The 14,550-nt window shown below is 60.2% G+C and carries 10 protein-coding genes; 6 read left to right on the top strand and 4 right to left on the bottom strand.

The features are described from left to right. Positions 1–26 precede the first annotated feature (26 nt). From ptsP to ACR0JG_RS15370, 5 genes are all read left to right on the top strand, one after another. Entirely contained in the window at positions 27–2,270 is a 2,244-nt protein-coding gene (gene ptsP, locus ACR0JG_RS15390; protein ID WP_170397273.1) for a phosphoenolpyruvate--protein phosphotransferase, read from the top strand. 165 nt (positions 2,271–2,435) lie between these two features. Next, positions 2,436–3,881, top strand: coding sequence for a glucose-6-phosphate dehydrogenase (gene zwf, locus ACR0JG_RS15385; protein ID WP_480570846.1), 1,446 nt, complete (start codon positions 2,436–2,438; stop codon positions 3,879–3,881). A 2-nt stretch (positions 3,882–3,883) separates the two neighbouring features. Then, a complete protein-coding gene (gene edd / locus ACR0JG_RS15380; RefSeq protein ID WP_480570843.1) occupies positions 3,884–5,689 on the top strand; it encodes a phosphogluconate dehydratase in 1,806 nt (601 codons plus the stop codon). Between the two features lie 4 nt (positions 5,690–5,693). Next, the gene (locus ACR0JG_RS15375) at positions 5,694–6,326 is read left to right on the top strand and encodes a bifunctional 4-hydroxy-2-oxoglutarate aldolase/2-dehydro-3-deoxy-phosphogluconate aldolase (protein WP_170397269.1); all 633 of its coding nucleotides are present in this window, start codon (positions 5,694–5,696) and stop codon (positions 6,324–6,326) included. A 51-nt stretch (positions 6,327–6,377) separates the two neighbouring features. After that, positions 6,378–7,568 carry a pyridoxal-phosphate-dependent aminotransferase family protein gene (locus ACR0JG_RS15370; RefSeq protein WP_480570841.1) on the top strand — a complete coding sequence of 397 codons (1,191 nt, stop codon included), beginning with the start codon at positions 6,378–6,380 and terminating at the stop codon, positions 7,566–7,568. Positions 7,569–7,649: 81 nt separating this feature from the next. Here the strand turns inward: ACR0JG_RS15370 and ACR0JG_RS15365 are convergent, their stop codons facing one another. Beyond that, a complete protein-coding gene (locus ACR0JG_RS15365) occupies positions 7,650–8,759 on the bottom strand; it encodes a pyridoxal phosphate-dependent aminotransferase (protein WP_480570838.1) in 1,110 nt (369 codons plus the stop codon). A 149-nt stretch (positions 8,760–8,908) separates the two neighbouring features. Between ACR0JG_RS15365 and ACR0JG_RS15360 the strand changes: the two genes are divergently transcribed. Further along, positions 8,909–9,691: a crotonase/enoyl-CoA hydratase family protein gene (locus ACR0JG_RS15360; protein ID WP_170612155.1), complete on the top strand. Its 783-nt coding sequence runs from the start codon at positions 8,909–8,911 to the stop codon at positions 9,689–9,691. Here the strand turns inward: ACR0JG_RS15360 and ACR0JG_RS15355 are convergent, their stop codons facing one another. The 3 genes from ACR0JG_RS15355 to ACR0JG_RS15345 all read right to left on the bottom strand — a co-directional run bounded on the left by ACR0JG_RS15355 (position 9,692) and on the right by ACR0JG_RS15345 (position 14,532). Beyond that, on the bottom strand, positions 9,692–10,024 hold the full coding sequence (locus ACR0JG_RS15355) for a DnaJ family domain-containing protein (protein ID WP_170663858.1): 333 nt from the start codon (positions 10,022–10,024) through the stop codon (positions 9,692–9,694). A 39-nt stretch (positions 10,025–10,063) separates the two neighbouring features. Next, complete coding sequence (locus ACR0JG_RS15350) at positions 10,064–11,224, bottom strand: benzoate/H(+) symporter BenE family transporter (protein WP_480570835.1); 1,161 nt, start codon at positions 11,222–11,224, stop codon at positions 10,064–10,066. Between the two features lie 146 nt (positions 11,225–11,370). Further along, entirely contained in the window at positions 11,371–14,532 is a 3,162-nt protein-coding gene (locus ACR0JG_RS15345) for a valine--tRNA ligase (protein WP_170424249.1), read from the bottom strand. Between the last annotated feature and the right edge of the window lie 18 nt (positions 14,533–14,550).

The following is a 14,550-nucleotide window of genomic DNA, read 5'->3' as shown; positions in this document are numbered from 1 at the left end:
GTCTGAAACCGTAACGTGGGTGGGCCATGGCGGAAGGCACGGAAACAGAATCTCGCAAGTTGCTGGGACGGCTGCGCGAAGAAATGGCGAGCGAAGCCGCCGGTCAGGAACGTCTTGACCGGATCACGCACCTGATCGCCGACAGTACCGGTCGCGAAGTTTGCTCGATCTACCTGTTTCGGGATGAGGATACGCTTGAACTGTGCGCCACCGAAGGTCTGTCCCCAGAAGCGGTGCACAAGACGCGGATGCGTATGGGCGAAGGGCTGGTCGGTCGCGTCGCCAAATCTGGCAAGGTGGTGAATACGGCGGACGCGCCCTCGGCCAAGGGCTTTCGGTACATGCCGGAAACCGGCGAGGAACGGTATTCGTCCTTTCTTGGTGTGCCGGTACAGCGTCTGGGTCAGAAACTGGGCGTGCTGGTGGTTCAGTCCCGGGACGCGCGCGAGTTTTCGGCGGATGAGGTTTATGCGCTGGAAGTTGTCGCGATGGTTCTGGCCGAAATGGCCGAACTGGGCGCGTTCGTCGGCGAAGGCGCGGCCTTGTCACCGCTGCACCAGCAATCGGTGCAACTTACCGGTGGCCCGGCGCAGGAGGGATCTGCTGAAGGCCATGTCTGGCTGCATGAACCTCGTGTTGTTGTCACCAATCCCATTGCCGAAGACCCGCATCGTGAGCGTGAGCGGCTGACCGAGGCCGTTGAAGAGCTACGCGTCGGCGTCGACAAGATGCTTGAGATTTCTCAGGGCGGCGACAAAGAGCAGTTGCAGGTTCTGGAAGCCTACCGGATGTTCGCCAACTCCAAGGGTTGGATGCGCCGGATGGAGGAGGACATCGCTCTTGGTCTCAGCGCAGAGGCGGCGGTCGAGAAAGAACAATCTCAGGCGCGGGCCCGCATGGGGCAGGTCACCGATCCGTATTTACGTGAACGGTTGGCCGATCTGGACGACCTCAGCAATCGGTTGCTGCGAATTTTGACTGGACAGGGCAACGGCAACGGGGCTGACCTGCCGCCCGATCCGATCCTAATTGCGCGAAATATCGGCCCCGGTGATCTGCTGGAATATGGCCGTTCTCTCAAAGGGATCGTATTGGAAGAAGGCTCGGTCGGAAGCCATGCCACTATCGTGGCGCGCGCGTTGGCGATCCCACTGGTGGTGCATGTAGGTCGCATCACCACCGAAGCCCTGAACGGCGATCACATTCTGGTTGATGGCGATAGCGGTGTCGTTCATCTGCGCCCCGAAGACACCGTTGTTAGTGCATTCCGTGACAAGATCGCGATGGAGGCCAAAGCGCAGGAGCGCTACGCCTCGATCCGTGAAACGCCCACCGTTACTCAGGATGGTGCGCGAATCAACATGGTGATGAATGCGGGCCTGATGGCCGATCTGCCCTCACTTAGCAATTCTGGTGCCGAGGGCGTGGGCCTGTTCCGCACCGAACTGCAGTTTCTGATCCGCAATCAGATGCCCAAGCGATCCGAGCTGGTAACGCAATACAAACGGGTTCTGGATGCTGCGGGCGAAAAGCGTGTGGTGTTCCGTACACTCGATATCGGGTCAGACAAAGTTCTGCCCTATATGAAGCATGTGGAAGAACCGAACCCTGCGCTGGGCTGGCGGGCGATCCGGGTGGGTCTGGACAAGCGCGGCGTGATGCGGATGCAGTTGCAGGCGCTGATCCGGGCCGCCGATGGCCGCCCCCTAACGATCATGTTCCCGTTTGTCGCGCAGGCTGACGAATTCCGTGAGGCGCGCTGGGAGGTCAAGAAAACGATCGAGCGTGAACGGCGTCTGGGCCATGTTCTGCCTGAATCGCTCGAAGTGGGGGCGATGCTGGAAACGCCTTCGCTGGCATTTGCGCCGCAGAAGTTCTTTGACGAAGTCGGCTTTATCTCGATCGGTGGGAACGACCTGAAACAGTTTTTCTTCGCCGCCGACCGCGAAAATGAACTGGTTCGCCGTCGCTACGATACTCTGAATGTCAGCTTTCTGAGTTTCATTGAACGTATCGTTGAGAGATGCTCGATCTCGGACACGCCGCTTAGCTTCTGCGGCGAAGATGCTGGTCGTCCCGTCGAGGCGCTGTGTCTCGCGGCCATGGGCATCCGTACCCTTTCGATGCGCCCCGCCTCAATCGGGCCGGTCAAAAGCCTGTTGTTGCGGTCGAACCTTCAGGATGTGCGTAAAATTATCGCCGATGCCCGCCATCGTGGGGAACAATCCGTGCGTCCGGCGGTGATGGACTGGCTGCGGACGCAGTCCTGACTGATCTTCCGCGATGCTAGCTGCAAATCCGCGCTTGATTTTTGCGCTCAGGTTTTCTATTCAGCCGGTAAATGTTAGCGATAACATAGTTAATGACGCACATGCGTTTTAATCCCGGGCTGAAACCTCGCTTATGCTGGCGGGGAATTCGAAAGGAGCCTTGCAATGGTCTCACGCGTAATTCCGGTAGATCCGTTCGACCTTGTGTTGTTCGGCGCGACGGGCGATTTGGCGCAGCGTAAAATCCTGCCGGGCCTCTATCATCGCTTCGAAGTCGGCCAGATGCCTGAGAATGCGCGCATCATTGGAACCGCCCGATCCGACATGGACAGCGACGGGTTCCGTGAACAGCTGCGTGCGTCGATGCAAGAGTTTGCGCCGGGTTTCAAAAAGGATACGCTTGATCGCTTTCTGACCCGCGTCGAGTATGTTCCGGTAGATGCGCTTGGCGATGCGGGTTGGTCTGATCTTGCGAAAACGCTGCGACCGGATGTGGTACGCGCCTTCTATCTGTCAGTAGGCCCAAGCCTTTTCTCGGGCATCGCCCAACGTCTGAACGAGCACGGCCTGTCCACACCTGACAGTCGTATCGTGGTCGAGAAACCCTTTGGTCACGATCTGGCATCAGCCAAAGCGTTGAACGAAGGGCTACGGGCCTGTTTTGAAGAACATCAGATTTACCGGATCGATCATTATCTGGGCAAGGAAACCGTGCAGAACCTGATGGCGCTGCGCTTTGCCAATTCGCTTTTCGAACCGCTCTGGAACGCCACTCATGTTGATAACGTCCAGATCACCGTGGCCGAAACCGTGGGCGTCGAAGGGCGCGGTGCTTATTATGATCAGTCCGGCGCGATGCGGGACATGATCCAGAACCATCTGGTTCAATTGCTGTGCCTGACAGCGATGGAACCGCCTTCGAAATTCTCACCCAACGCGGTGCGCGATGAGAAAGTCAAAGTGATCGAAGCGCTGGAGCCGGTGGAACCCAAGGATATCGCTCGTGGTCAGTACCGCACCGAAAAAGGGGGCGATGGCTATCTGGATCACGTCGGCAACCCCGCCAGCCGTACCGAAAGCTTCATTGCGCTGAAGGCGCATATCGGCAACTGGCGCTGGGCCGGTGTCCCGTTTTATCTGCGGACCGGCAAGCGCCTGCGCGCACGTGAATCCGAGATTGCAGTGTTCTTCCGCGACCCGCCGCATACGATTTTTCCGAATGTCGGACCATTGCATGGCAACGTGCTGGTGATCCGCCTGCAACCGGATGAAGGCATCACGCTCCGCACTACCATCAAGGAACCGGGGCAGGGCGGGTTCCGCCTGTCCGACGTTGCACTCGATATGAGTTTCGCTGATGCGCTGGGCGACGACGGCCAATCCCCGGATGCCTATGAACGCTTGATCATGGATGTCATCCGCGGCGACCAGACTTTGTTCATGCGCGGGGATGAAGCCGAGGCCGCATGGGCCTGGGTCGATCCCATCATTCACGGCTGGGAAGAGCGTGGAGATAAGCCCGCGAAATACGATCAGGGCAGTTCGGGGCCTGAAGAATCATTGATGCTGATGCATCGCGATGGACGCCGCTGGCGTCAGATCGGAGGGTAATCATGGTCAACACAGTTATATCCGACGTCACCAAACGCATCATCGACCGCAGCGCCGATCTGCGTGGCCCGCATCTTGAACGAATGGAGCAGGCCAAATCCAAGGGCCCTGCGCGTGCGCACCTGTCCTGCAGCGGGCAGGCCCACGCCTATGCCGGGGCGGGCGAAGATCAGGACTCCATGGCCACCGGCACGGCTGGCAATCTGGGGATCGTTACCGCCTATAACGATATGCTCTCGGCCCATCAGCCTTTCGAACGCTACCCGGCCCTGATCCGCGATGCGATCCGCGCAGCAGGCGGCACAGCGCAGGTTGCAGGCGGCGTGCCAGCCATGTGCGACGGCGTCACGCAAGGCGAGGCGGGGATGGAACTATCTCTGTTCTCGCGCGATGTGATCGCGCTGGCGACCGGAGTGGCGCTAAGCCACAACACTTATGACGCCGCCGTTTTCCTGGGCGTCTGTGACAAGATCGTGCCCGGCCTGATCATCGGCGCGCAAGCCTTTGGGCATCTTCCTGCCGTCTTCCTGCCTGCAGGTCCGATGACCAGTGGCCTGCCGAATGACGAAAAGGCCAAGGTCCGCCAGAAATTCGCCGCCGGAGAGGTGGGCCGCGAAGAGCTGATGAAGGCCGAAATGGCCGCATATCACGGCCCCGGCACCTGCACCTTCTACGGAACTGCCAACACCAACCAGATGCTGATGGAATTCATGGGCCTGCACCTGCCAGGGTCCAGCTTCATCAACCCCAACACCCCCCTGCGCGATGCCCTGACCGAGGAAGGCGCGCGCCGCGCCCTGTCTCTCAGCGCGCTGGGCAATCACTACACACCGGTCTGCCAGATCCTTGACGAGCGCGCTTTCGTCAATGGCATCGTCGGCCTGATGGCCACCGGCGGTTCCACCAACCTACTGATCCACCTGATCGCCATGGCGCGTGCCGGTGGTATCGTGCTGGACTGGGAGGATTTTTCCGACATCTCCGCTGTCGTGCCTTTGGTCGCGCGCGTCTATCCCAACGGTCTGGCAGACGTGAACCACTTCCACGCTGCGGGTGGCCTGGGCTTCGCCATCGGTACGCTGCTGGAAGATGGCTTGCTGCACTCCGATACGCTGACTGTCGCGGGGCAGGGCCTGCACAACTACACCAAAGAACCCAAGCTGAAAGACGGCGAGTTGGTCTGGGAAGAGGGCGCGGGCCACAGTCTGAACGAAAAGATCGTTCGCCCGGCCAAAGACCCGTTCCAACCCACGGGCGGGCTCTCTCGCTTGACGGGCAATCTGGGCACAGGGGTCATGAAGGTGTCGGCTGTAGCACCTGAACACCAAGTGGTCGAAGCGCCCGTGCGTGTATTCCACGACCAGAACGCCGTTAAAGCCGCTTTCAAAGCCGGAGAATTCACCGATGACGTCATCGTTGTTGTTCGCTTCCAAGGGCCAAAAGCCAACGGTATGCCTGAACTTCATTCGCTGACGCCGATCCTGTCGATCCTGCAGGGCAGGGGGCAGAAGGTGGCTCTGGTCACCGATGGCCGTATGTCGGGCGCATCCGGCAAAGTGCCCGCCGCCATCCACGTCTGCCCCGAGGCGCTGGATGGTGGACCGATCGCCTATCTGCAAGACGGTGACCTGTTGCGCGTTGATGCGGTCAAGGGCGAGTTGGAAATCCTGACCCCCGGTGTTCTCGACCGCAATCCGGCCACCGCCGACCTTACGGCAAACCAACACGGTGTTGGCCGTGACCTCTTCGGCGCCTTCCGTCAGAATGTCGGCTCAGCCGACACCGGCGCCAGCATTTTCGGAGTGTAACCCAATGTCCAAAACCCAACGCACCCGCGAGATCTGCGCGCTGGCCCCGATTGTTCCAGTCCTGGTCGTCGACGACGCGGCACATGCGCGCCCGTTGGCCGAAGCTTTGGTCGCAGGTGGCCTCCCGGCGCTTGAAGTCACCTTGCGCACTCCCGCCGCGCTCGACGCGATCCGCGCCATGGCCAACGTCCCCGGCGGTGTTGTCGGGGCGGGTACACTGGTCACACCCGAAGATGTCCGCGCTGCCAAAGAGGCTGGCGCTCAGTTCGGCGTCTCCCCCGGTGCGACCGATGCCCTGATCGCCGCCTGCGAAGCCGAAGGACTGCCCCTTCTCCCCGGTGCGGCTACTGCAAGCGAAGCCATGGCTCTGCTGGAAAAGGGCTATGACATGCTGAAATTCTTCCCCGCCGAGGCCTCAGGAGGGGCTCCCGCCCTAAAAGCCATCGGCGCACCGCTACCGCAGATCACCTTCTGCCCAACTGGTGGCGTATCGCCGTCAAATGCCCTCGATTACCTGTCACTGTCGAATGTTGTCTGCGCCGGCGGCAGCTGGGTCGCGCCCAAGCAGATGGTTCAAAACGGTGATTGGTCCGGGATCGAAACACTTGCCCGCGAGGCCGCCAGTCTGCTGGATTGACGCCGCAGGGCAAGACGCTAGGGTAGGCCTCAATTCAAACAGGTTGCCCTCATGACAAACCAAACCTCCCTCGCGCATGGGCGCGAGTATCTGGCCATCCCCGGCCCTTCGGTCATGCCCGATACGGTGCTGCAGGCGATGCACCGTCCGTCGCCCAATATCTATGACGGCGAATTGATCGAGATGATGCCCGCGCTCACCCGAGACTTGAAACGCGTTGCCGGAACCCAGCACAACGTCGCCATCTATATCGCCAACGGCCACGGTACATGGGAGGCTGCGCTTTCCAACGTCATTGCACCCGGTGAAACCGTGCTTGCCCCGGCCTCTGGCCGATTCACCCACGGTTGGGCCGAGATGGCCGAAGGAATCGGCGCCAAGGTTGACCTGATCGATTTCGGAATGTCCACGCCCTGGGATCTTGACCGCATCGCCGAGGCCCTGCGTAACGATACCAGCCACAAGATCAAAGCGGTCCTTGCAGTCCACGTCGATACGTCCACATCGATCCGCAACGATATCCCGGCCCTGCGAGCGTTGCTCGACGACCTTGACCACCCAGCCTTGCTGATGGCTGACTGCATCGCGTCGATGGGCTGCGACCGGTTCGAGATGGATGCCTGGGGTGTCGACGTCACTGTCACGGCTTGCCAAAAGGGGCTTATGACCCCGGCGGGCACCGGCTTTGTCTTCTTCAACGACAAGGCGCAAGCCAAGCGCGCCACAATGCCCCGCGTCTCGCATTATTGGGACTGGCAGCCGCGCGCCAATCCCGATCTGTTCTATCAGTATTTCAACGGCACCGCGCCAACCCACCACCTGTATGGCCTGCGCGCGGCGCTCGACCTGATCCATGGCGAAGGGATCGAACAGGTCTGGGCCCGCCATGAACACCTGGCAACGGCCATCTGGGCCGCCTGTGAAATCTGGGCGCAAAGTGGCGCGCTGCATTTCAACGTCACCGACCCGGCCCATCGCAGCCACGCGGTCACTGCCCTCCGCCTGACCGTGGGGCGCGGCACGCCGTTGCGCAGCTATACCGAAACCCAACTGGGTCTGACGCTGGGCATCGGTCTGGGAATGGAGGATTGGGACGGCTGCTTCCGCCTTGGCCACATGGGGCACGTAAACGCTCAAATGGTCATGGCCATGCTGGGTGGCGTCGAAACCGCTATGGCTGCGCTCGATATCCCCCGTGGTCAGGGTGCGCTCGAAGCCGCCGCCGCGACGCTGGCCGGATAAGCCCGATCCGCCTCTTCATCTGGCTCGAAATACCTTCGGGGGAAATCGCGCATGGGCGCGATAGGGGGCAGACAGCCCCCATTACGAGGCTCGGGCTTTTGCCAGGGCCGTGGGCAGAGCAGCTTCAAACGCCGTCATTTCCACCTCACCTCCGCAGCTGACCCGAATGCACCGGTTCTGGGGCGCGGCAAATGGCATCCGCACGAACACGCCTTGTTCAACGAGCGTGTCCAACACGGCCTTGGCAAACACCCCATCGCGCCCACAATCAATCGCCACAAAGTTTGTCGCAGACGGCAAAGGCAGCAGACCATTCGACCGTGAAATCTCTTCGATGCGGTTCCGGGACCCGGCAATCCTTTGCTGCACATGCGTCAGCCAATCTTCATCTTTTAGCGCGGCCAATGCCCCTGCCTGCGCGGCTCGGTTCATGCCGAAATGGTTGCGCACTTTGTTGAAGCTCGCAATCAACTCGGATGAGCCGATAGCATAGCCTACCCGCGCCCCGGCCATGCCATAAACCTTGGAAAACGTTCGCATCCGGATCACACGTGAATCATCAGCAGCGACAGGTGCAGCGGTCCCCTCGGGCGCGCATTCGACATATGCCTCGTCAAGAACCACCAAACAGCCCTCTGGCAAAGCCTCCAGAGCGGACACGATATCCTTACCTGAATGCCATGTTCCCATCGGGTTGTCCGGGTTGGCCAGATAGACCAACTTGGCGTCTACCTCCGCCGCTTTGGCGAACAGCGCCGTCGGGTCCTCGTGATCGTCGTGGTAGGGGACCTTGTGCAATACCCCACCAAACCCGGCCACGTGGTAATTGAAAGTCGGATAAGCTCCATCCGAAGTCACAACTGCATCGCCGTGACCAACCAGCAGGCGCACCAGATAGCCGAGCAACCCGTCAATGCCTTCGCCAACCACGATGTTTTCAGGCGCGACCCCATGATGTACCGCCAGCGCATGGCGTAGTTCGTAATTCTCGGGATCGCCATACATCCATATCTCGCCCGCGGCCCGTTGCATTGCATCGATGGCGCGCGGGGACGGGCCAAACACGCTTTCATTCGCACCGATCCGGGCCACGAAGGGCGCGCCACGTTGGCGCTCCTGCGTTTCGGGGCCGACAAAAGGCACGGTCGCGGGCAGCGTGAGGGCAAGCGGGGTATAACGAGGACCAGTCATGGCCGCAGATAAGCGCAACCGATCAGGCGGGGCAAGCCTTGCCAGAAGTTCAAAGGAGGCTTCGGATGCGCGGTTTGCCCTGACGTCGCTGTGGTGCTGCTGGCGTCTTGCTGGCATGTTTATACAGCAAATCACGCCCCGGAGGTCCCATGTCCCGCGTATCCATCGAATACAAAGACCACATCGCACGTGTCACGCTGACCCGTGGCGACAAGATGAACGCGCTGGACGATGCGATGATCAAGGCGATCCTTTCGGCCGGTCAAGAGGTCGCCGCAGCCGACATCCGCGCCGTGGTGCTATCGGGGGAAGGCAAAAGCTTTTGCGCTGGGCTCGATATGGCCAGCTTTGCCAGCATGGCGCACACAGACCCAACCGAATGGCTGATGACCCGCAGCCACGAAGATGCCAATGAAATGCAGGAACTTGCCTTGATCTGGCGGCGCGTCCCGGTGCCGGTGATCTGCGCTATTCAAGGCGTCGCCTATGGCGGTGGGCTACAGATTGCGCTGGGTGCTGACATCCGCATCGCGCATCCCGAAGCCAAGCTGGCAGTGATGGAGATGAAATGGGGCATTATCCCCGACATGGGCGGCATGGTTCTGCTGCCAGAGCTCGTGCGCTCGGACGTGCTGCGCCTGCTGACCTATACCGCCCGGCCTATCGGAGCGCCACAGGCGGCAGATTGGGGGCTTGTTACCAAACTGTCGGATGATCCCCTGACCGAAGCGCTGGCGCTGGCCGAGGACATCGCGGGTAAAAGCCCGTCCGCCATCCGCGCCGCCAAACGGTTGATTGATGTGGCCGAAACCCGTGACCGTGCTGATGTGCTGTTGGCCGAATCTACCGAACAGGTCGATCTGATCGGTAAGTCGGATCAAATGGAAGTTGTCATGGCACAGATGCAGGGCCGAAAGCCCGAGTTCAAATGATCACCGCATGAATGCGCGCCGTGCATCGCGGGCCATGTTGTATCGCATCTCAAGATCAGCAATCTTTTTCATTGCTGCCCTGCGGTCCTGATTGGCAGTCAGCGCTGCAAACTCCTTGCGGGCGGCGTCGAGCTGTTTCTTGATGTCGAACTCCTCGGGCAGAACTCCGGCCTGCGCCATGATCCGATGACCCGCAGCAATGGCGGGATCGCCTTGTGCCTCGCCCGAGCGGTCGGGCAACGGGGCACCTTCGCCTTCAAGACCCTGCAGTTGGCCCTCGGCTTGCGCCTTTTTGATCTGGCGTTCAATCAGTTTTCCAAGCGATCCGAACATGCGCTCATTTTACCGCCTGAGGGGTTCTGATGAAAGGGCTCAGCGCACTCGTTTTGTTGCCAGATATGCGATACCCCCAGCCAACAGCCCCCAGACTGCCGCGCCCAACCCAAAAACCGTTATGCCAGAGGCTGTGATGGCCAGTGTCAAAATAGCCGCTTCGCGCTCGACAGGGACGTCCAGCGCGGCATGCATGGCATTGGCCAGGACCCCGATCAGGGCCACACCTGCCAGAGTGCCCATAAGCAGCGGGTCGGCATGGGCGGCAAAACTGGTGATCGCCACGGCAAAGATACCGAAGAGGCAGTAGAACACGCCACCCATGATTGCCGACCAATAACGCTGCGCCGGTTCGGGGTGGCTTTCCTCGTTGGAACACATCGCTGCGGTGATTGCGGCCAGGCAGGTTGCGGGCGCCCCGAAAGGGGCCGAAAGCATGCTTGCGCCACCGACGGATGAAAACAACCGGCCGGGAACAGGATCAAAGCCAAAGCTGCGCATCACCGCGACGCCGGGGATATTCTGTGTCGCCATCGTGACGATAAACAGCGGTACGCCGATCCCGATGGCCGACGCGACCGAGAATGATGGCATGGTCCAGATCGGAGCCGCGATCAAACGATCCGGCATCAATTGGGCATCTCCTGCGTTCAGCGACACAATGATAGCCGCCGCGACCACAGCTGCCGGAACCGCGATCAACCGATTGAAACGGCCCGCGACAAACCACGTCAGGATCACCGGCAACGCCTGCCATGGAATCTCGATCGCCGCCTTGAAGGGCACAAGGCATAGTGGCGAGAGCACGCCTGCCAGCATTGCTTGCGCCAGTGTTGTGGGAATTGCTGCTGCCAATCGTCCCAACGGCTTCCACAGCCCTGCCAGAACCGTTAATGCTCCGGCGCACAGGAACGCACCAATCGCGCCTGAAAATCCCTCGACCGGGGTGGCCGAGACGGCTAACAGAGCGGCCCCCGGAGTCGACCACGCAACGCTGATCGGCATTTTGTATCGCAGGCTGAGGACAATGGCTGCAAGCCCCATGGCAATCGCCGCACTCATCAGACCCGAGGCGGCTTCCTGCGATGAAGCTCCCATTGCGCCCAACCCTTGCAATACGATGGGAAACGAGCTGAAGAACCCGACAATGGCCACAACCAACCCGGTTGAGACGGTCTGCATCGGAGGGAAAGATCGCATCGTCAGTGCCTCGCCAGGTTGTGTCGTCGAAGTGCTAACAAGCGGGGCGTGGCGTGAACAAGGGGAAAGCTCTGAGGGTAAAGAAAAACCTCACCGCCGGTTGGGTGGTGAGGTTCGATTTCAATATATCAGCAGCAGGAAAAAGATCAGGCGATTTCAGCCAAACGGGCGAGAGCTTCGTTTAGCTTGGCTTCTTCTTCTTCGCGGGCGGCAAGGTTAGCTTTGGCTTCCGCAACAACCTCTTCCGGGGCCGATGCCACGAATTTCGGGTTGTTCAGGCGCCCGCGCAGACCGCCGAGTTCCTTGGCCAACTTGCCTTTGGCTTTTTCCAGCCGTTCCTTTTCCGCACCAATGTCGATGATGTCCGCCAGTGGCAGGCCAAAGGAGGCGCCGGGTGCGGCAATCGAGATCGTGCCCTTGGGCAGTTCATCCGCCTTGGTCAGGCTGTCGATCCGCGCCAGACGTTTGATCAGCGCTTCGTTGCGGTCCCATGCCGCTTGGCCGTGCGCGTCAATCTCAGTCACCAGCATCGGCACATAGAGGCCAGCAGGAACCCGCATCTGTGCGCGGGCCGAGCGGGTGTTTTCGATCACCGAGATCACCCAGTTCATTTCTCGATCCGCATCCGCGTCGATCAGGTCGGCAGCGGCATAGGTCGGCCAATCTGCGTGTACGACCATTTTGGCACGCTTACCGGTCAGGCCCCACAGCTCTTCGGTGATGAAAGGCATGATCGGGTGCAGCAGAACCATGCACTGGTCCAGAACCCAGCGCATGGTGGCGCGGGTCTCGGCCTGTGCCTCGGCGTCATCGCCTTGCAGCAAGGGTTTAGAGAGTTCCACGTACCAGTCGCAGACCTTGCCCCAGACAAAGGCATAAAGCCCGTTGGCCGCGTCGTTGAAACGATAGCTTTCCAGCGCCGCGTCGACCTCTTCCCGCACACGGGCGGTTTCACCGATGATCCAGCGGTTCACGGCGGCTTTGGGTTTCAGGTCAGCCACGTCCAGTTGCGGGACAGCGTCGGTGAAGACCTCATTCATCTCGGCAAAGCGGACAGCGTTCCACAGTTTGGTGCCGAAGTTACGGTAACCTGTGATGCGCTCGCGCGACAGTTTCAGTACCCCGCCAATAGCCGCCATCGAGGCATTGGTAAAGCGCAGCGCGTCAGCACCGAATTCGTCCACGATCTCCAACGGGTCGATCACGTTGCCGGTGGTTTTGGACATCTTCTTGCCCTTCTCGTCGCGGACGAGCTGGTGCAGATAGACGGTGTGGAACGGGATCTCGTTCACTACGGCCAGTTGCATCATCATCATCCGCGCGACCCAGAAGAACAGGATGTCAAAGCCGGTGATCAACACATCGGTTGGGAAATAGCGCTCTAACTCTTCGGTCTTTTCGGGCCAGCCCAGCGTGCCGATAGGCCAGAGGCCGGAAGAGAACCATGTGTCGAGCACGTCGGGGTCGCGCCAGACCGGGTAGACCAGCTTGGTCGGGTCTTGTTCGACTGCGTATTGAGCAAGGCTTTCGGCGAACTGATGGATCGCTTCCTGCTTATCGGCAACTTCGATGACCGTCGCGTGGCTCAGCGGGCTGGGTATATTGGCATTGTCGTCGAGGAATTTCTCTGTAACGGCCTCAAGGCTTGCCGCGCATTCCATGACATTGCCACGATGCAGCATGCCGCCTTCGTTCAGCAAACGACCCAATTCGACCAAATCAAGGTCGCCGTCGTTTTCGTCGTCCTTGAAATTCTCAGCCGAGAGATCGAGGCCATACCAAACCGGTATCTGATGCCCCCACCATAGCTGGCGCGAGATGCACCACGGCTCGATGTTTTCCAGCCAGTGGTAATAGGTCTTCTCGCCCGACTCGGGGATGATCTTGACAGTGCCGTCCTTGACCGCGTCCAGCGCAGGGCCGACGACCTTGGCGGCGTCGACGAACCATTGGTCGGTGAACATCGGCTCGATGACGACTTTCGAGCGGTCGCCGAAGGGCTGCATGATCGGTTTGCTTTCGACCAGCGGCACCAGCTTGTCCGCGCCTTCGTGTTCCGGCTTTAAAGCGGTCGAACCCAGACGTGGGTCATCGGCGCGAGTCATGACAGCCAGACCGTCTGCAGTGATCTCCTCAACCACCTTCGCACGTGCCTCGAACCGGTCGAGGCCGCGCAGATGATCAGGGATCAGGTTGATCGCGTCGATCTCGTTCTCGGTGAACTCTCGCCCGCGCGCGTATTCCTGCGCCTTGTCCGCCTCTTCGGCATAAGGCGCACCATCGGCGCGCATTGCGCCTTTGGTGTCCATCAGGCGATACATTGGAATGCCGCCGCGCTTGGCGACCATATTGTCGTTGAAGTCATGTGCACCGGTGATTTTCACCGCGCCCGAGCCGAAATCTGGATCAGGGTAATCATCGGTGATGATCGGGATCTGACGGCGATGCTCTTTCGGGCCTACCGGGATTTCGCAAAGTTTTCCGACGATGGGCGCATAGCGCTCATCGGATGGGTGAACCGCAACTGCGCCGTCGCCGAGCATGGTTTCGGGGCGGGTCGTGGCGATCGAGATATAGTCGCGCTCTTCCTCCAGCACGATATTCCCGTCCTCATCTTTCTCGACGTAGGTATAGGTCTCACCGCCCGCCAGCGGATACTTGAAGTGCCACATATGGCCCGCAACTTCGATATTCTCGACCTCAAGGTCCGAAATCGCGGTCTCGAAATGCGGGTCCCAGTTGACCAACCGCTTGCCGCGATAGATCAGTCCCTTTTCGTACATGTCGACAAAGACCTTGATCACCGCGTCGTGAAAATTCGCAGAATTTTCGTGGCCCGTGCGCGGGTCACGCGGCGCACCCGCCATAGTGAAGGCGTTGCGCGACCAATCACAGGACGAGCCCAGGCGCTTGAGCTGCTCGATGATCGTGCCGCCGTATTCTCCCTTCCATTCCCAGACCTTGTCCAGAAACGCCTCACGTCCCAGCTCACGACGTCCCGGCTGCTGGGTGTTGGCCAACATCTTTTCCACCTGCATCTGCGTGGCGATACCAGCGTGGTCCTGACCGGGCTGCCATAGCGTGTCGAACCCGCGCATCCGGTGCCAGCGGGTTAGTATATCCTGCAGTGTGTTGTTGAACGCGTGGCCCACATGCAGCGCACCCGTCACGTTCGGTGGCGGGATCATGATGGTAAAGCTCTCGTCGCGCGATTTGTTCGCGCCTGCCTTGAAGGCTCCGGCCGCTTCCCAGGCCTGATAGATGCGGGCCTCGGCCTCGGCCGCGTTGAATGTCTTTTCCATCGCCATGGGATGCGTCCTGCGTCA

This window comes from Ruegeria sp. AD5, assembly GCF_056542345.1.
Note: the sequence above shows the minus strand (reverse complement) of the source record. Positions and strands in the feature narration are given on the sequence as shown.